Here is a 17,679-nt window from a genome sequence, read left to right on the forward strand (position 1 = left end):
AGCCGTTGCTCAGAACTGGGCCGGAGCCAGGATCGGGCTGCCGACCTTGCCCAGGAGGTCGTTCGCCGGGTGGTTCCGCTCGCTGCCGAGGAAGAAGCTGAAGATCGCGCTCCGCCACTCGTCCGGCGAGATCCGGTTGTCGTGGTCGGCGTCGAGGTACTCGAACACGCGGTGGCTCTCCTGGTAGTCCACGCCGTGCCAGTTGCGCAGGAGCTGCACGAACTCGCCGGAGCCGATGAGGCCGTCGCCGTCCTCGTCGGCGATCGCGAAGTACGCGTCCGCGATCGAGGCGAGCTTCGCGGCGGCCGCGAACTGGTCGGCGATCATGTGCTTGGCGAGCGCGGCGCGCAGTTCCCGGCGCCCGACCCGGCCCTCTTCGGGGTCGGCCTTCGGGGCGATGAACTCGCTCCAGAGCCGCTCGGTGGCCTCGCGCAGCTCCAGGCCCATCGGGCTGTCGACCGGGATGCCGCGCGCACCGAGGACGCGGGCGGCGGCATGGTTCAGGTTCGCCTCGGTGATGTAGCCGTTCCCGTCGGTGTCGAGCGTGTCGAACCAGCGGTCGAACTTGTTGAGGCGGATCCTGCCGACGTTCGCGGGCCGCTGGGCCCTGACCGCGATGGCGATCGCCGCTCCGGCCGCGACCGCGGTCGCGACGGCGCCGACTGCCAATGCCCTGCTGCGCTGCTTCTTCATGGAGCTTCCGTTCCCTCTGGTGTGCGGTGACTGGACTCCCGTCCGGGAGTGTCCGGATTGCTGTCCAGGTCGGATCGTGCCACGGCGGACGCGCCCGGGGGACTGAAACCGCCGATCCGGCCCGGATGCCGGGACCGGTCCCGAGCGGACGGTGCCGCATCGGGGCGGTCCCGACGCCTGGCGGCTCACCCGCCGCCCGCGCCCGGACCGCCTCGCCGCCCTCGCAGACGCCGCCCTGTTCAGCACCGCGACACACGATCCGGCCCGGCGCTCCCGGGGCCGTTGCCGTCACCACCGCCGCATCGGCGACCCGGGGCTACCGTTCGCCGGGCAGCGCCACCGGCACGATCTCGCCGCCGAAACCGGAGACCCGCACGGCCCCGGGGTCGTCCGCGACCACGACGAGCCTGCCGCCGCTGAGCCACGCCCGGTGCCAGCCGCCGTCAGGGGCCGCCACGGCCACCGCCGCGTCGGGCGCGCTCCGGTCCAAGGTGTACGGCTTGACCGCCCGCATCCAAGGGGCGACGCCGTTGAGCGTCCGCAGCTGGACGTCCGGGATCCGCCCCGAAGCGTCCGGGCCCACATTGAGCAGCAGGCGCCCGCCCCGCGAGACCACGTCCGCGTAGTGCTGCGCGAGTGCGCGCGGGCTCAGGGTCAGCGCCTCGTCCTCGACCCGGTTGTACCCGAACGAGAGCCCGAGGCCCCGGTTGTGCTCCCAGCCGGAGCCGGTCTCGTGCTGCGCGAACTGGGAGTACTCGCTCGTGCGGAAGTCCCACACGTCCGCGCCCCACCGGTCGTTGACGATGCCGTCGGGAACCACCGTCCGGTAGTGGGCCATGAGCCCGGCGAGCGAGCCGTCCTCCTTGCCCGCGTCGGGCCATTCGATGTCGTTCCACAGCACCGACGGCGCGAACCGGTCGATGAGGTCGCGCACATGGGCGGTCGCGTAGGCGGCGTACGCGGCGTCGACCGGGCGGGTGCGGTGGAGGTCGTCGCCGAACTGGAGCGGCGGCGTCGGGGCGAACTTCCAGTCCAGGCCCCCGGAGTAGTACACGCCGAAGCGCATCCCCTCCTGCCGGACGGCCGCCGCGAGCGGCGCGAGCAGGTCCTGCCGCGGGCCGCGGTCGACCGTGTTGAAGCCCGCGCTTCCCGGTGCGTCCCAAAGGGTCACGCCGTCATGGTGCTTCGTGACGGGCACGACGTAGTCCGTCCCGAGCCCGGCGAAGAGCTTCGCCCAGGCGGCCGGGTCGTACGCCTCGGCCCGCCACTTGTCCAGGAAGTCCTCGTACGGCGCCGAACCGTGGACCTCGGCGTGGTGCGCCGCGGCCAGGGAGCCCTCGATGCGGATCGTGTTGGCGTACCACTCGGCGTACGAGTTGTGCTTGAACCAGCCGCCCTCGGGCTCGCCCTCGCCGAACGTGTTGTCCACTTCGGCCCAGGCCGGCACCGAATACGGTCCCCAGTGGATGAAGATGCCGAGGCTCGCCTCCTGCGCCCAGTCGGGGAGGCGCTCGCGGTGCGTTGCAGTCATGTTCAAGAGGCCTTTCGTGGTGTCACGCCGACGACGCCGATCGTGAGCAGGAGGTTCGCGTACTGGCGCTGGTCGCCGGTGGCGATGACGACGGCGGTGTCCGTGGTCCGCGCGAGGTCGTAGAAGGCGAACCGCTCGACCGCCTCGAACGGCACCTCGTCGCCGAGCGCGGCCCGGTAGCCCTCGTGTGCGGGCACCGCCGGGCCGTCGGACGCCATCACGACCGCGTGCTCGACCGCCGCCGCGTCGAGCAGCGTCTCCAGCACCTGGTCGCCCGTGAGCAGGCCCGGACGGAGGTTGAGGTAGATAATCGCCGCCGCCGGATTGGCATGCGTCGAGCATGGGAAGTGCCCGTCCGCGATGAGGATCCGCGAGCCGTGGCCGGCCGCGGCCAGCGCCGCGAGGAGCGGCGGGTGGATGAGCGGGTATTTGAGCATGCTTCCCTTCCCTGGTCGGTCGGCCCTCAGGCGCGACCGTTACCAAGATACATCTGATCTATACGAGCGATCGACAGGCATATTTCACCTGAAAACAGACTTTAATGGCAGTCTGAGGCCGTCTTCATTCGATCTCTACGCCGATGGCGCGATCCTCGCGGACCGCGCCATCAGTGTTCGGTCGAACCGGGATCAGCCCAGCGTCCACCGCTGGTTCGAGCCGCCGTTGCAGCTCCACAGCACCACCTTGGAACCGTTCGCGGTCGCCGCACCGGAGACGTCGAGGCACAGCCCCGACGCGGCGTTGGTGATCGTGCCGTTCGCGTTGCGGTTCCACTGCTGGTTCGCGCCGCCGTGGCACGACCAGATGATGGCCGGCGTGCCGTTGGCCGAGCCGCCGCCGGACGCGTCCAGGCAGCGCCGGTTCCCGTCCGCGTACACCGTGAACTCGCCTGCGGCCGTGTAGGTCCACTGCTGGTTCGCGCCGGTCCAGCAGTCGTAGATCTGCAGCTGCGTGCCGTTGGTCGTGGACTGGTTCGGCACGTCCAGGCACCGGTTCGCGCTGGCCGAGCGCAATGCGCCCGTGCCGCCGCCCGGTGTGCCGCCGTCGCGCGGTCCGGCGGCCGCCATGATCTGCGAGGCCGCCGCCGGGGGCGAGCCGGCGTTGAACGTGGTGTTGTTCCTGACCGTGTTGCCGCGCTGGCCGTCCACGAGTCCGGTGATGCTCGAGTTCGTGGAGAAGTTCCCGGTCACGGACATGTTGCCGGTGAGGTTGCCGCTCTGGTTGTTGGCGTGGGCCCACTGGCCGTAGGTGTTGCGGAAGACGTTGCCGGACAGGTTGAAGTACCGCGAGCCTTCGTCGAAGTACATGCCGAGCTGGCCGCTGTTCTCGCAGAAGTTCCCGGTGACGGCGCTGTTCGGGTGCGCGGACAGCGAGTAGATGCACCCGGCGTCGAACAGGGTCTCCACGACGTTGCGCACGTGGTTGCCGGTGACGTTCACGTACTGCGAGGTCGTGGGCGTCTGGTAGATCGGCTGGTAGTCGTAGAGCCCGCGGTTGAGGTACTCGGGGCTGCCGCCCGGATCGTTGGCGCCCCAGCCGAAGCCGACGTTGATGCCGCTGTAAGGCAGGTCGGAGACGTAGTTGTTGGCGATGGTGAGCCGGGTGGCGTAGGTGCCGAGGATCGCGACCTGGTCGAGGTATTCGACCGCGGTGTCGTGGATGCTGTTGTCGCTGATCATGATGTCGCTGTTGAGCATGCGCGGGTCGGAGGGGTGGTGGGCGTCGGGGCGGACCCCGCCGACCGTGATGCCGCCGCCGGCGCCTGCGGTGAAGGTGTTGCCGATGACCTTGATGTTCTTGGCGCCCAACCCGACTCCGGTGCTGTGCGCGTTGGCGTCGTTGCCGATGCCCAGGTCGACCGAGCCGAGGTTCCGGAAGGTGTTTCCGGTGAAGGTGATCCCGTCGGCGGCCGAGACCTGCACGGCGGCGGGGACCTGCGCCCAGCCGTTGCGCGCGGCCTCGAAGCCCTTGCAACCGGAGCGGCACGAGGTGAACGCGTCGGCGGGCCGCTGGGCCTGGACGCCGGTGATGAAGGTGCCGGTCTGCTGGTTCGCGTACCCGTTGTTCGAGCTGGAGTCCAGCCAGCTGGTGCCGGTGAAGGTGAGCCCGGCGAACTCGAGCGCGCGCACCGGCGCGTCGTACGTGCCGCCGACCTCGACGAGCGTCTCCAGGCGCGGCAGCTCGACCTTGGCGTTCGCCATGTTCTGGCCCGAGAGCGGCTTGTAGTAGAGCCGCCCGGCGGCCGTGTCGAGGTACCACTCGCCGCCCTGGTCGAGGAAGCGCTTGGAGTTGAGCAGGAAGAACTGCGGTGTGCGGAACGGGTTCTGGATCGCGTCGTACCCGTAGGTGTTGTTGTTCCACGCGGGCTGCTGCATGGTCACGGTCCGGCCGCTGATGCCCTGGACGGGCGCGAACCGGTTGGTGAAGGAGAGCAGGGCCTGGAGTTCGATGCGCTGCTTGTCGGGCAGCGACGCCAGGTAGTCGAAGTTGCCGTTGTTGAGGGTGAACCCGCTCGCGTTCAGCGTCATGTCCGAGGGCGCGATGCCCGTGCGGGCCCGCTGGGCGAGGACGCCGTCCACGTAGAGCTGCCGGGTGTCGAAGCCGGTGCCGACGTCGGCCCGGTAGATCCCGGTCGCGGCGTCGTCGAGGGTCCAGCCGGTGACCGGCTGCGCGCCGGTCACCACGGGGGCCGCGCCTTCGGCGGCCTGCCAGGTCACGGTGTGGCCGTTGCGCCCGGAGTCGGTCGCGTTGAACCGCAGGGGACTGGTGAGCCGGTAGGTGCCGGCGAGGAGGTTGACCGAGACGTCGCCGTCGCCCGCCCCGGCGGCCTGGCGGGCCCGCTTCTGGGCCTCGGTCAGGGTCTTGAGCGGTTGGCTCGAGCTGCCCGGGCCGGTGTCGCTGCCGGTGGGGGAGACGTAGAAGTCGTACGCGGTCTGCGCTTGTGCCGGGGAAGCGCCGGGGCCCGCGAGGGCTCCGGCGACGGCGAGAAGCAGTACCGCCGCGAGGGCGAGTCGTTTCTGGAGTGAACACAGCGGGGGTGAGTGCCGCATGGCGTGTTGCCTTTCCATCGTTGGCGAGGCGGGTCCTAGGGTTCGGTGACGGGTACTCGCAGCTCGGCGGGGGTTGCCTCGGGGTCCTCCTGACCGCGGCGAGCAGGGGATCGGTGGGTCGGGTCGCCCTGCCGCGGGGTCGCGAGCAGGTGCAGTCCGGCGCGTTCGGGCCGGACTCCCGGACCGGCGGGGTCCGCGTGGCGCGGTCTCGGGCCGAGTCCGGTGATGGCTCCCTCATGGACTGTGAGGCCCAGGCCGGGAGTGTCGCCGAGGACGAACGCGCCGTCCTCGATGTCGAGGTCGGCGGTGACGCCGACGGGCGGGCGCAGGTCCTGCAACTCGCTGACCAGGTGGTTCGGTACCGCCGTGGCGGCATGGAGCAGCCCCACGGGCACGTTCCCGATGGGGCTCACCGGCAGGTCGAACGCGTGCGCCAGCGCGGCCGTGCGCAGGAAGTGGGTGACGCCGCCGACCGCGGAGGTCTGGACGATGTCGACCCCGCCCGCGTTGAGGAGCGGGCGGAACTGCTCGAGGCCGGTGAGGTTCTCACCGGTCGCGACGGCGGCGCGCACGCCCTGCTGCACCACCGCGAGGCCTTCGGCGTCCCAGCGCCGCACCGGCTCCTCGACCCACGCGAGGTCGATCGTGCGCTCGAGCTCGCCGACGTACCGCACGGCCTGCTTGCGCGACCACATCTCGTTCGCGTCGAGCATGAGGCCCGGCCGCGCGGCGCCCGCGTCTGCCAGCACGTCCCGCACCAGGGCGAGGCGCCGCCGGTCGGCCTCGACGTCAAGGCCGCCTTTGAGTTTCGCCGCGCGCAGGCCGCGCTCGGCGTACACGCGGTAGGCCGCGGCGAGCTCGTCATCGCCGAGTCCGATGTCGAGCCCGGACGCGTAGGCGGGGACGACCCGGTCGCGTCCGCCGAGGAACCGCCAGAGCGGCTCCTCGGCGGCCTGGGCCTTGAGGTCCCACAGGGCCGTGTCGAGCGCGCCGATGGTGGCGAACACCGCCCCGCCGTGCCCGGCTTTGAAGGTGCGGCGCAGCATCCGGTCGTACAGCGCGGTGACGCTCCGCGGGTCCTCGCCCTCGATCGCGGCGAACACCGCCGCGATCTCCGCATGGGAGCCGATGCCGACGCCGGTGAGGCCCTCGTCGGTGTCCACCAGGACGAGCGGGATGGTCGTGACGCCGTCGGCGAGCACGCCGTTGGCGTCGCCGACGGGCCGCGCCCATTCCTGGATCGTCGTCAGCGTGCGGTAACCGGTGATCCGCATGTCATCCCTTCGTGGCGCCGGCGGTGACACCGGCGGTGATCTGGCGCTGGAAGCAGAGGTAGAGCACGAGGACCGGGACGGCCGCGATGAGCACGCCCCCGGCGAACGTGGGGATGTCCGCCGAGTACTGGCCGCGCAGGGAGGTGACCCCGACCATGAGGGTGCGGTGCTCGGCGGAGGGCATGAGCAGCAGCGCGATGAGCACGTCGTTCCAGCAGAACAGGGCGTTGAGGATGCCCACCGAGAGCAGCGCGGGCCGCCCCAGCGGCAGCATGATCCGGCCGTAGACCCCGTACACGGAGTTGCCGTCGATGCGGGCGGCGTCGATGATCTCGGGCGGGATCCCGCTGTAGTAGCTGGTCATCAGGAACACCGTGAACGGCAGGAACTGCGCGGTGTAGGCGAGGATCAGCCCGGGGTAGGTGTCGATGAGCCCGGCCTGCCCCATGGTGCGGGCGAGCGGGACCATGATGACCTGGAACGGGATGAACAGCGCCGAGAGCACCGCCAGGAACAGGAGCCTTGAGCCGCGGAACCGCAACTGGCTCAAGGCGAATCCGGCCATGGACCCGAAGAGCAGCAGGAGCGCGACCGAGCCGGTGACGACCAGGATCGAGTTGGCGAGGTAGCGGCCCATGTCGGCGCTGGCCCAGGCGGTGGCGAACGCGTCCCAGCGCAGGCCTTCGGCCGGGGCGAAGCGGTCGAGCACGTACTCGTGCCGGGTCTTCATGGCGACGTTGGCGGTGAACACCATCGGGTAGACGGTGGCGATCGCCAAGGCGGCCATGGGGATCGCGGCGAGCCAGCGGCCCGCGCGGAGCGGTGACATCAGTCCTCCCTCCCGGCCCGGCGCAGGACGGCGATCTGGCCCAGTCCGACGACGAGCATGACGCCGAAGAGCACTGTGGACGCCGCGGATGCGAGGGCCGGGCGCCCCATCTGGCCCTGCTGGAACCAGATGTAGTACTCGGGCAGGTAGGTCGAGCCCTCCGGGCCGCCGCCGGTCATCACGTAGAGCAGGCCGAACATCGAGGTGAGCATGCCGATCATGGTGGTGACGACGACGAACTGGATGGTGCGCGAGAGCCCGGGGACGATCACGTGCCGCACCACGCGCGGCAGCGAGGCGCCGTCGACGCGGGCGGCGTCGATGAGCGAGGCGTCCAGCGTGGCGAATCCGGCGAGGAACACCACGAGCGCCATCCCGAAGGTGGCCCAGATGTGCACGCCCACAACGGCGAACATGGCGATGTCCGGGTCGCCGAGCCAGTCGACGGGCCCGAGCCCCACGGTGCCGAGGAGCGCGTTGGCGGGGCCGTCGAAGGCGAGCAGCAGGTTGAAGATCGCGCCGATGATCACCGGGGAGAGGACCGCGGGGAAGAAGTAGACGCTGCGGTACACCCGGTGCCCGGGCACCCGCAGGTAGATGAAGGTGGCGAGGAGCCCGGGGATGAGGACGGCCACGGGCAGGAGCAGCACGAGCAGGCCCACGTTCCGCATGGACGCCAGGAACAGCGGGTCCTCGAACAGCGCGGCGTAGTTGTCGAGTCCGACGGCCTGCCCGTTGCGGTCGCCGTCGCCGGTGAACGAGAAGTTCACGCCGAGGGCCAGCGGGTAGAGCCGGAACACGCCGATGATGAGCGCCGCGGGCGCGACGAGCACATAGGGCGCGAGCCGTTCGGCCCGGGACCTGCCCGCGGCGCCGCGCCCGGATCTCACGCGGCGCCGCGGGGTCGGAGTGCCGGGCCGGACGGGGGTCCGGACCGGCGTGGCGAGTGGCGGCATGCCTAGGCGTCGCTCTCGGCGAGCTGCGCGAGCGCGTCGTCCACGGTGACCGAGCCGCTCAGGAGCTGCTGCGAGAGCCGGCCCATGAGCTCGAGGGTCTCGGCGGAGAGCGCGACGTGCAAGGCGGGCTTGCCGGTGGGGAGCATGTCGACGATCTCGGCCGTGGCCGGGCCGGAGCTGGAGGCGTCGATCGTGGTGTCGGCGGCGATCGCCCCCGCGTCGGCGTAGAACGCCTCCAGCGCGGTGGCCGAGGAGAGCGAGCGGACCAGGTCGGCCGCGAGCGCCGGGTCCTCGGTCCACTCGGCGACGCCGTAGCCGATGCCGCCGTCGTACGGGAGGCTCGGCTCGGCGCCGGCGGTGACGACCGGGGCCGGCATGACGCCGACGTTCTCGGCGCCGAGGAACTCGCTGAAGTCCTTCCAGTGGCCCACATCGGACATGAGGCCGATGACGTGGGCGGCGTCGCCGGCGTCGAAGATCGCGAACTCGTCGTTGAACATCGCAGTGGAGTTCACGCCGTCGTTGTTGAGCCCGGCCTGCTCGGTCTCGGCCCACAGCTCGAAGATCCGCTTCACGTTCGGCGAGACCCAGTCGCGGTCGCCCGCGATCCAGGCGTCGTACTCCGCCGGGGTGAGCACCCCCGAGCCGAGGCCCGAGAGGAAGAACTGGATGCCGATGCCCTCCTTGTTGCCCAAGGCGAAGCAGTCCGCGCCGGTGACCTCGGTGAGCTGCTCGCAGTCCGCGAGGAACGCCTCCCAGGTGGCGGCGGGCGCCTCGGGGTCGAGCCCGGCCTCGGCGTACAGCGCCTTGTTGTAGTAGATCGGGTGGCCCTGCAGGGTGACGGGCGCGGCGTAGACGTGCCCGTCGGCGGAGAACGCCTCCCAGCCAGCCAGGCGCTCCATGTCCTCGGCGAGGAACTCCTCGAGCGGGAGCAGGGCGTCGGTGCGGTCGCGCAGCTGCCCGCCGCCGTTGAAGAGCATCACGTCAGGGCCCTCGCCGGACTGGATGGCGGTGCCCAGCAGGTTGTAGTACTGGTCGAACGGCTGGGCCACGAACTCGACCTCGACGTCCGGGTGCTTCGCGGCGAAGTCGGCCTTCGCCGCCTCGATATAGGACTTCGCGGTCTCGTCCCCGGACTTCCAGTCCCAGACCACGAGGGTGCCGCCCTCGCCGCCGCCGCCGGAGGACTCCGGGCCGGCCGCGCTGCCGCATCCGTAGAGCGCGAGGGGCGCTATCAGGGCGGTCGACCACAGTGCTCGTCGCTTCATTGCAGATCACTCTCTGTAGGGGCGCCGGAGGGGTCCGGCTCACAGGGTCGCCAGTGAACATAACTCGTATGACGTCTTACGTCAATGGACTGATGACGTATACTGGGCGGCGACCCGAAGGCGGCGGACGGAGGACCGAATGACGGCATTGCAGCGCCCGGCCGCGCAGGAGCCCGCGCCCCCGGCCTGGGCGCGCCGGCCCGCCAACCTGGCGAAGGCCGTCACCGAGGAGCTCGTGCGCCGCGTCGTGCGCGGCGACTACCCGCCCGGGTCCGCGCTCCCCGCCGAGCACGCCCTCTGCGCGACGTTCTCGGTGAGCCGCACCGTGGTCCGCGAGGCCGTGAAGGTCCTGCAGGAGAAGGGCCTGGTCCAGATCCGCCAGGGCTCGGGCACCGCAGTGCTGCCCTCGACCTCCTGGAACCTGCTCGACGAGCTCGTGCTCGCCGCGACCATCGACGACGACGCGACCCTCGGCATCCTCGACGACCTCGTCGTCACCCGCCGCCTCCTCGAATCCGACATGGCGAACGTGGCCGCCCGCGCCGCGGACCAGGCCGCCCTCGACCGCATGCGCGAGCTCGTCGACCGCATGGACGAGCTGGTGGACGACCCGGAGTCCTACCACGAGCACGACCGGGCCTTCCACGACACGGTCATGCGCGCCTCGGGTAACCGCATCGCGCGCGCCGTCGTGCGCTCCCTCGAGAGCCAGGTCATCAACACCTCCAGCTACATGGGACGGACCGAGCGGTCCCTTTGCGAGGCCTCGAACCGCGGCCACCGCCGCATCAGCGAGCGCATCGCCGCCCGCGACCCCGAAGGCGCCGCCGAGGCCATGTACGCCCACATCACCGACGCCTGGCTGGTGCGGCGCGGCAAGCAGGGCGACCCCGACCGACTGGCACGCTGAACCGCGGAGAGATCCGATGTATGGCTCTCCGTCATGAGGACATAGGACCCTAAACTTCTGGAACCTCCCGGGTATTGACCGCATAGATCCAACGTATATAGACTATCGTCGATATTCAAGGCACCGCACGGCCTGATTCCCCCGCCGACTGGGAGCGATTCCAGAAAGCGCCCGGCCGCACCCTCCGCAACGGACCTCTCATGCGATGCCGCCCCGCAGGTCTCCCAACGAGCCTGACCACAAGGAGTTCCGTCCTATGTCGAGATTCAGAACCGCTCTCGCGTGCCTCGCGGCCGCGATCGTCGTGGCGACGGCCGGGGGTGCGACGGCCCAGGCCGCCGAGGCGCCCCGGGCCACCGCCGCCGACGTCACCGCGGCCGCCAGCACCGGCTGCGGCAAGGCCCCGACCCTCAACAGCGGCACCCACACCATCCAGAGCAGCGGCCAGAACCGCAGCTTCATCCTCAAGGTCCCCGCCAACTACGACCGCAACAAGCCGCACAAGCTGATCTTCGGCAACCACTGGTGGGGCGGCACGGCCGAGCAGGTCGCCGGCGGCGGCTCCGACGGCGCCGTCTACGCCCACTACGGGCTCGACGCGCTGGCGGGCGGATCGGCGATCTTCGTCGCCCCGCAGGGCCAGAACAACGCCTGGGCCAACGCCAACGGCATCGACGTCGTGTTCTTCGACGACATGATCCGCCGGATCGAAGCGGACCTCTGTGTCGACGAGTCGCAGCGGTTCTCTTTGGGCTTCAGCTACGGCGGGGCGATCAGCTACGCCCTCGCCTGCGCGCGGCCGGACGTGTTCCGCGCGGTGATCGCCATCGCCGTCCCGGGCCCGGTCAGCGGCTGCAGCGGCGGCACGGGTTCCGTGGCGTACTTCGGCATCCAGGGTGTCAACGACTCCATGCCCAACGCCCGGTCGATGCGCGACCGGTTCGTGGCCAACAACGGCTGCGCGGCGATGAGCCCGCGCGAGCCCGCCTCGGGCAGCGGCACCCACATCACCTCCAACTACTCTTGCCGCGCAGGCGAACCGGTCCGCTGGGCCGCCTTCGACGGCGGGCACCAGCAGGGCCCGGTGGACGGCTGCACGGGCTGCGAGAGCGGCGCCCGCAGCTGGGTGAAGAACGAGGTCTGGAACTTCATCAGCCAGTTCGGCACCAGCACTCCCACGGAGACCGACCAGGTGCGCAACAACGGGGCGAACCGCTGCCTCGACGTCGCGGCCCAGTCGACCTCGAACGGCGCCCTGACGCAGCTGTGGGACTGCCACACCGGCGCGAACCAGCAGTGGACGCGGACCTCGGCCAAGCAGCTGAACGTCTACGGCAACAAGTGCCTCGACGCCGAAGGCGCGGGCACGGCCCCCGGCACCCGGGTCATCATCTGGGACTGCCACAGCGGGGCGAACCAGCAGTGGAACGTGAACGCCGACGGCTCGGTCACCAGCGTCCAGTCGGGCCTGTGCCTGGCGACCGCGAACGGCGGCACCGCCAACGGCACCGGCGTCGTCCTCTCGAGCTGCAACGGCTCGAACGGCCAGAAGTGGACGTTCGTCTAGCACCACCGGTGGCACGCCCTCAGCGCCGCGCATGACCGAACGGGCCTCCCTCGCGGGAGGCCCGTTCTGCCGCGTCCTAAACGGCGAAGCGCCAGTAGTCCACATTGAACAGGTATCCGCCGCCGCCGGTGAACTTCAGGTACAGGTCGCGGGTGCCGGTCGCGCCGCTGATCGGGCACGAGACGTCCGCCCAGTTCTGCCAGCCGCCGGTGCCGGTCACGGTGCACCGGCCCACGACCGGGCCGTTCGGTCCGTCGACCCGCAGCTCGATCGTGCCGCCGCTGGTCGCCGAGGCCACCCGCGCCGTGAACTGGCGCGCGCCGGTCCCGAAGGCCGCGCCCTTCACTTTGATCGAGTCGCCGTTCTCGATCCAGCCCACGTTCATGCCGCCCGCGCTCGAGCGCTCGGTCTCGACGCCGGTGGCCCACGCGATCGTCTCGGCCTCCTGGCGCACAAAGGGATTCAGCGTCCCCGCCTGCGGCGCCCCGGCCGTGGTCATGTTGATCTGCGGAATGGTCCCGTCGGCGTTGTAGGTGAACTTCTCCACGGCCACCGACCTCGTGAATCCGCCGCCGCCGGGCAAAGCGCCGTTGTGGTAGAAGAAGTACGACGACCCCTTGAAGTCGATCACCCCGGGATGGTTGGTGAAGCTCGAGCCCTGCGTAGGCATGACCGTGCCCCGGTAGGTCCAGGGGCCGGTGGGGCTCGGGGCGGTCGAGTAGGCGATGTGCTCGGAGCAGCACTGCGCCGCGAACACGTTGTAGTACAAGGATCCTCGCTTGTAGACCCACGGCCCTTCCTCGTAGAGGGTCGGCCGTTCCGTGCTCCCGGGCCGGGTGCCGAAGCCCTGGGTGGTGAGCGGGATCTTGGTCGCGGATCCCGAGTACGAGATCATGTCGGCGTTGAGCTTCACGTACCAGAGGTTCGGGTTGCCCCAGTACAGGTACGCCTGCCCGTCGGTGTCGATGAAGACCGTCGGGTCGATCTCGCCGTTCTGGACGAGCGGGCGCCCGAGGGCGTCCCGGAACGGGCCGGTCGGGCTGTCCGCCACGGCCACCCCGATGGCGGGCCTGCCGGTGGCGTCGTTGATCACCGGGACGTACCAGTAGAACTTGCCGTTGCGCTCGACGGCCTGGCCGGCCCACGCGTCCTGGCGCGCCCAGGAGAACGTGTCGAGGTTCAGGGGCGAGCCGTGGTCGGTCCAGTTGACCATGTCGTCCGAGGACCAGACCCGCCACTCCTTCATGGTGAACCAGGTCGAGCCGTCCTCGTCGTGCCCGGTGTAGAGGTAGACGCGGCCGTTGTGGACCAGCGGGGCCGGGTCGGCGGTGTAGATGGTCTGGACGATCGGGTTGTCGGCCCGTGCCGGGGCGGGCGACGGATCGGCGGCGGCGCTGAGCAGGGCCGCGACGACCACGCCGACCAGGGCCGCGGCGATCGCGGCGGGTCGGCGCCGGGTTGCATTCGGGGTCTTCATGGGAAACCTCTCCGGCGCTCGCGCGCCACAGGTGTCACGCAGGAGTCTCGGACGCCTTCGAAAGTTTCGATGGACGTGCCGAAAACAAGTGTTACCGGTCAGCCTATCCATAGTGTCTAGATATGTAAATAGGTCGATATCGAGCCCGGGTCCGTCCCTGCGCCCGACCCGGCGCCGGCGGCGCACGTTCTTTGCTGCGCAAGCAAAGACGGGCCCCCTCGCGGGAGGCCCGTCCTTTCATCCTCGCTAAACGGCGAAGCGCCAGTAGTCCACATTGAAGAGGAAGCCGCTGCCGCCGGTGAAGTTCAGGTAGAGGTCGCGGGTGCCGGTCGCGCCGCTGATCGGGCAGGAGACGTCCGCCCAGGTCTGCCAGCCGCCGGTGCCCGCGACGGCGCACCTGCCCACGATCGGGCCGTTCGGTCCGTCGACCCGCAGCTCGATGGTCCCGCCACTGGTCGCCGAGGCCACCCGCGCGCTGAAGGTCCGCGCACCGGTACCGAAGGCCACGCCCTTGACCTTGATCGAGTCCCCGTTCTCGATCCAGCCGACGTTCATCCCGCCGGCGGCGGTCCACTCGGTCTCGACCCCCGTGGCCCAGGCGATCGTCTCGGCCTCTTGGCGCACATAGGGATTGAGGGTGCCCACTTGCGGCGGGCCGGCCGTGGTCATGTTCATCTGGGGGATCGTGCCGTCGGCGTTGTAGCTGAACTGCTCTACCGCCACGGACCTCGTGAAACCGCCGCCGCCCGGCAGGGCGCCGTTGTGGTAGAAGAAGTACGAGTTTCCCTTGAAGTCGATCACCCCGGCGTGGTTGGTGAAGGCGTTGCCCTGTGCGGGCATGACCGTCCCCCGGTAGGTCCACGGCCCGGTCGCGGTCGGGGCCGTCGAGTAGGCGATGAACTCCTGACAGCACTGCGCCGCGAACACGTTGTAGTACAAGGAGCCCCGCTTGTAGACCCACGGGCCCTCCTCGTAGAGGGTGGGCCGTTCCGTGCTCCCGGGCCGGGTGCCGAAGCCCTGGGTGGTGAGCGGGACCTGGGTCACGGCGCCCGAGTAGGAGATCATGTCGGCGTTGAGCTTCACGTACCAGAGGTTCGGGTTGCCCCAGTAGAGATAGGCCTGCCCGTCGGTGTCGATGAAGACCGAGGGGTCGATCTCGCCGTTCATGACGAGCGGGTGGCCGAGAGCGTCCCAGAAGGGTCCGGTGGGGCTGTTGGAGACGGCCACGCCGATCGCGAACTGGCCGGTGGTCCGCTCGGAGGTGGGGACGTACCAGTAGAACATGCCGTTGCGCTCGACGGCCTGGCCCGCCCAGGCGTTCGCGCCCGCCCAGCTGAACGTGTCGAGGCTGAGCGGCGAGCCGTGGTCGGTCCAGTTGGCCATGTCGTCGGAGGACCAGACCCGCCAGTCCTTCATGTTGAACGAGGAGGACGAGCCGTCCTCGTCATGCCCCGTGTAGAGGTAGACGCGACCATTGTGGACCAGGGGTGCGGGGTCGGCGGTGTACATGGTCTGGATGATCGGGTTGTCGGCCCGCGCGGGGGAGGGCGTCGGGTCGGCGGCGGTGCTCAGCAGGGCCGCGACGACCACGGCGATCAGGGCCGCTGCGATCGCGGCGGGCCTGCGCCGGACGGCGTTCGGGGTTCTCATGGGCAACCTCTCCGGCGCTCGCGCGCCAGGTGTCGAAGCGTTTCGACGATGCGTCGAAAGGGAGTGTTACCGGTAAGACTAGGCACGGCCTCCAGATATGTAAATAGGGCGATATCTGGTCGCTGCTCGTCTATGCCCGCTGACCTGCGAGTCTCAACATGCGGACAAAAAAGATCTGATCAATGACCGCGTCATTTCAGAAGTCGTCGCCCAAATCTGGACAGAAAACGGCCTGCGAGATCGCTCCCACAAAAGAGGTCAGATCTTTCCGCGTGCAATGTATTGACGGATCTGATTGGTCGTATCTATCGTGAACGTTCACGAAGTCCAGGTCGCGAAGGAGCGAGCGAGCGTGCGAGTGATGACCCGAGAGCGCCCACGGCAGGCGCGCGAAGTGAAGGCGGCGGTGCGGTGAGCGCCGTGGTCCAAGGTGGAGTCGAAGGTGGCGTCGGAAGCGGTGTCGGCAGCCGTGCGGCGGCGGCGCGGACCGTCCCGAAGCCGCGCCGGAAGTCGGTGAAGGACCGCGTCAAGCGCCACTGGCAGCTGTACCTGCTGCTCGTGCTTCCCGTGGCCTACTTCGTGATCTTCCAGTACATCCCGATGGCCAACAACGTGATCGCCTTCAAGGACTACAACGTGGTCCAGGGCATCTGGGGCAGTCCGTGGGCCGGGCTCGACCACTTCGAGCGGTTCTTCGCCAACCCGGTCGCGTGGGACCTGATCCGCAACACGCTCATGCTGAGCCTGTACGGATTCCTGGCCGGCTTCCCGGTCCCGATCATCCTCGCCTTGGCGCTCAACGAGGTCCGGGCGCGGTTCTTCAAGCGCACCGTCCAGATGGTCACGTACGCACCGCACTTCATCTCCACGGTGATCGTCGTGTCGATGCTCATCCTGATCTTCTCGCCCCGGATCGGCTTCATGGCCGACTTCCTCGGGTTCTTCGGCATGGACTCGAACCTCCTCGCCCAGCCCGACGCGTTCCGCAGCGTCTACGTGTGGAGCGACATCTGGCAGACCGCCGGGTACTCGGCGATCATCTACATGGCCGCGCTCGCGGGCATCGACCCGAGCCTGTACGAGGCCGCCCGGCTCGACGGGGCCAGCCGCCTGCGCAAGATCTGGCACGTCGACCTGCCCGGCATCGCGCCCACTGTGGTCGTGGTGATGGTCCTGAGCGTCGGCAGTGTCATGGCGATCGGCTTCGAGAAGGCGTTCCTGCTGCAGAACCCGCTGAACCTCTCGACCGCGGAGATCATCGCGACCTACACGTACAAGATCGGCCTGCTCAACGCCGACTTCAGTCTCGCGACGGCGGTCGGGCTGTTCAACTCCGTCATCAATCTCATCCTGCTCCTGGTTGTCAACACCGTGTCCAAGCGCGTGACCGGCAACGGACTGTGGTGAAGGGAGCCTCTGCTATGACCCTTGAGACCGCGACCGGCGCGGCGCTCGGCACCGAGCCGGAGTCCGAGCCGAACAGGCCCAAGCGCCGCCGCCCCACCCCGGTCCAGGACACCCCGGTGGACCGGATCTTCATGGTCGGCGTCTACATCCTGCTGACGACCTTCCTGCTCATCGTGCTGATCCCGCTCATCAACATCCTCGCGAGCTCGTTCTCCAGCCCCGCGGCGGTGTCCGGCGGCCGGGTGTTCCTGTGGCCGGTCGACTTCACGTTCGTCGGGTACGAGGCGGTGCTCGGCAACAAGGCCGTCCTCACCGGATTCGGGAACTCGCTGTTCTACGCGATCGTCGGGACGATCGTCAGCGTCACCCTCACGGTGATGATCGCCTACCCGCTGTCGCGCTCGGAACTGGTGGGCCGCAAGGTCCTCATCGGCGGCGTCCTGTTCACCATGCTGTTCTCGGGCGGCCTCATCCCGACCTACATGGTCGTGCGGGCCCTCGGCCTGCTCGACACCCGGTGGGCGATCATCCTCCCCGCGGCGGTCGGCGCCTGGCAGGTGCTCATCGCGATGACCTTCTTCCGCTCCTCGATCCCCGGCGAGCTGTACGAGGCGGCGCAACTCGACGGCGCCTCCGACCTGCGCTTCCTGTGGTCGGTCGTGCTGCCCTTGTCGAAGCCGCTGCTCGCGGTCATCGCCCTCATGTACGGCATCGGGCAGTGGAACTCGTACTTCAGCGCCCTCATCTACCTGCGCAGCGAAGAGCTCTATCCGCTCCAGCTCGTGCTGCGGAACATCCTCATCGTCAACAACAGCGCCGGAACGAACCTCGCGGACCAGCTGGCGGCCCAGCAGATGGCCGACCTGATGAAGTTCTCCCTCATCGTCATCTCCACAGTGCCCGTGCTCCTCGTCTACCCGTTCGTGGCGCGCCACTTCACCAAGGGCGTGATGCTCGGCTCCGTCAAGGGCTGATCGCAGGCATGCCCGGGGCGGGCTGACCCGCCTCCCGACCTTCGCCGTGACCGGCTCGCCGGCGAATCCCCTCCATTCCCATCAACTCCTCAA

14 protein-coding genes are annotated in these 17,679 nt (G+C 69.4%); 4 read left to right on the top strand and 10 right to left on the bottom strand.

Going from position 1 to position 17,679, the window contains the following annotated elements; genetic code table 11:
* Positions 1–9: 9 nt before the first annotated feature.
* The 8 genes from O2L52_RS01170 to O2L52_RS01205 form a co-directional block, all read right to left on the bottom strand.
* Positions 10–693: an EF-hand domain-containing protein gene (locus tag O2L52_RS01170; RefSeq protein WP_270113456.1), complete on the bottom strand. Its 684-nt coding sequence runs from the start codon at positions 691–693 to the stop codon at positions 10–12.
* Positions 694–1,009: 316 nt separating this feature from the next.
* The gene (locus O2L52_RS01175) at positions 1,010–2,224 is read right to left on the bottom strand and encodes an alpha-L-fucosidase (protein ID WP_270113457.1); all 1,215 of its coding nucleotides are present in this window, start codon (positions 2,222–2,224) and stop codon (positions 1,010–1,012) included.
* Between the two features lie 2 nt (positions 2,225–2,226).
* A complete protein-coding gene (locus O2L52_RS01180; RefSeq protein ID WP_270113458.1) occupies positions 2,227–2,661 on the bottom strand; it encodes an RbsD/FucU family protein in 435 nt (144 codons plus the stop codon).
* Between the two features lie 192 nt (positions 2,662–2,853).
* Positions 2,854–5,274: an RICIN domain-containing protein gene (locus O2L52_RS01185; protein ID WP_270113459.1), complete on the bottom strand. Its 2,421-nt coding sequence runs from the start codon at positions 5,272–5,274 to the stop codon at positions 2,854–2,856.
* Positions 5,275–5,309: 35 nt separating this feature from the next.
* Positions 5,310–6,548 (bottom strand): mandelate racemase/muconate lactonizing enzyme family protein, encoded by a 1,239-nt coding sequence (locus O2L52_RS01190; RefSeq protein WP_270113460.1) that lies wholly within the window; start codon positions 6,546–6,548, stop codon positions 5,310–5,312.
* Between the two features lies 1 nt (position 6,549).
* On the bottom strand, positions 6,550–7,377 hold the full coding sequence (locus O2L52_RS01195; RefSeq protein WP_270113461.1) for a carbohydrate ABC transporter permease: 828 nt from the start codon (positions 7,375–7,377) through the stop codon (positions 6,550–6,552).
* A complete protein-coding gene (locus O2L52_RS01200; RefSeq protein ID WP_344474225.1) occupies positions 7,377–8,333 on the bottom strand; it encodes a carbohydrate ABC transporter permease in 957 nt (318 codons plus the stop codon). Before O2L52_RS01200 ends, O2L52_RS01195 begins: the two co-directional genes overlap by 1 nt.
* Before the next feature lie 2 nt (positions 8,334–8,335).
* On the bottom strand, positions 8,336–9,601 hold the full coding sequence (locus O2L52_RS01205) for an ABC transporter substrate-binding protein (RefSeq protein ID WP_270113463.1): 1,266 nt from the start codon (positions 9,599–9,601) through the stop codon (positions 8,336–8,338).
* 139 nt (positions 9,602–9,740) lie between these two features.
* Between O2L52_RS01205 and O2L52_RS01210 the strand changes: the two genes are divergently transcribed.
* Together O2L52_RS01210 and O2L52_RS01215 are read left to right on the top strand one after the other, a co-directional pair.
* Positions 9,741–10,511, top strand: coding sequence for a FadR/GntR family transcriptional regulator (locus O2L52_RS01210; RefSeq protein ID WP_270113464.1), 771 nt, complete (start codon positions 9,741–9,743; stop codon positions 10,509–10,511).
* Positions 10,512–10,767: 256 nt separating this feature from the next.
* Positions 10,768–12,078: a ricin-type beta-trefoil lectin domain protein gene (locus tag O2L52_RS01215; RefSeq protein WP_270113465.1), complete on the top strand. Its 1,311-nt coding sequence runs from the start codon at positions 10,768–10,770 to the stop codon at positions 12,076–12,078.
* A 76-nt stretch (positions 12,079–12,154) separates the two neighbouring features.
* Here the strand turns inward: O2L52_RS01215 and O2L52_RS01220 are convergent, their stop codons facing one another.
* Together O2L52_RS01220 and O2L52_RS01225 are read right to left on the bottom strand one after the other, a co-directional pair.
* Positions 12,155–13,555, bottom strand: coding sequence for a glycoside hydrolase family 43 protein (locus O2L52_RS01220; protein ID WP_270113466.1), 1,401 nt, complete (start codon positions 13,553–13,555; stop codon positions 12,155–12,157).
* A gap of 246 nt (positions 13,556–13,801) precedes the next feature.
* Positions 13,802–15,205: a glycoside hydrolase family 43 protein gene (locus O2L52_RS01225; RefSeq protein ID WP_270113467.1), complete on the bottom strand. Its 1,404-nt coding sequence runs from the start codon at positions 15,203–15,205 to the stop codon at positions 13,802–13,804.
* A 513-nt stretch (positions 15,206–15,718) separates the two neighbouring features.
* Here O2L52_RS01225 and O2L52_RS01230 point away from each other — a divergent pair.
* Both O2L52_RS01230 and O2L52_RS01235 read left to right on the top strand, forming a co-directional pair.
* A complete protein-coding gene (locus tag O2L52_RS01230) occupies positions 15,719–16,612 on the top strand; it encodes an ABC transporter permease (RefSeq protein ID WP_344474465.1) in 894 nt (297 codons plus the stop codon).
* Positions 16,613–16,626: 14 nt separating this feature from the next.
* The gene (locus O2L52_RS01235; RefSeq protein WP_270113469.1) at positions 16,627–17,586 is read left to right on the top strand and encodes a carbohydrate ABC transporter permease; all 960 of its coding nucleotides are present in this window, start codon (positions 16,627–16,629) and stop codon (positions 17,584–17,586) included.
* Positions 17,587–17,679 lie beyond the last annotated feature (93 nt).

Source organism: Glycomyces algeriensis (assembly GCF_027622855.1).
Classification (GTDB): Bacteria; Actinomycetota; Actinomycetes; order Mycobacteriales; family Micromonosporaceae; genus Glycomyces; species Glycomyces algeriensis.

Bases quoted from the DNA above. Each gene is read 5' to 3' on its own strand.
- O2L52_RS01170 (WP_270113456.1), bottom strand. From the start codon at position 693: ATGAAGAAGCAGCGCAGCAGGGCATTGGCAGTCGGCGCCGTCGCGACC.
- O2L52_RS01175 (WP_270113457.1), bottom strand. From the start codon at position 2,224: ATGACTGCAACGCACCGCGAGCGCCTCCCCGACTGGGCGCAGGAGGCG.
- O2L52_RS01180 (WP_270113458.1), bottom strand. From the start codon at position 2,661: ATGCTCAAATACCCGCTCATCCACCCGCCGCTCCTCGCGGCGCTGGCC.
- O2L52_RS01185 (WP_270113459.1), bottom strand. From the start codon at position 5,274: ATGCGGCACTCACCCCCGCTGTGTTCACTCCAGAAACGACTCGCCCTC.
- O2L52_RS01190 (WP_270113460.1), bottom strand. From the start codon at position 6,548: ATGCGGATCACCGGTTACCGCACGCTGACGACGATCCAGGAATGGGCG.
- O2L52_RS01195 (WP_270113461.1), bottom strand. From the start codon at position 7,377: ATGTCACCGCTCCGCGCGGGCCGCTGGCTCGCCGCGATCCCCATGGCC.
- O2L52_RS01200 (WP_344474225.1), bottom strand. From the start codon at position 8,333: ATGCCGCCACTCGCCACGCCGGTCCGGACCCCCGTCCGGCCCGGCACT.
- O2L52_RS01205 (WP_270113463.1), bottom strand. From the start codon at position 9,601: ATGAAGCGACGAGCACTGTGGTCGACCGCCCTGATAGCGCCCCTCGCG.
- O2L52_RS01210 (WP_270113464.1), top strand. From the start codon at position 9,741: ATGACGGCATTGCAGCGCCCGGCCGCGCAGGAGCCCGCGCCCCCGGCC.
- O2L52_RS01215 (WP_270113465.1), top strand. From the start codon at position 10,768: ATGTCGAGATTCAGAACCGCTCTCGCGTGCCTCGCGGCCGCGATCGTC.
- O2L52_RS01220 (WP_270113466.1), bottom strand. From the start codon at position 13,555: ATGAAGACCCCGAATGCAACCCGGCGCCGACCCGCCGCGATCGCCGCG.
- O2L52_RS01225 (WP_270113467.1), bottom strand. From the start codon at position 15,205: ATGAGAACCCCGAACGCCGTCCGGCGCAGGCCCGCCGCGATCGCAGCG.
- O2L52_RS01235 (WP_270113469.1), top strand. From the start codon at position 16,627: ATGACCCTTGAGACCGCGACCGGCGCGGCGCTCGGCACCGAGCCGGAG.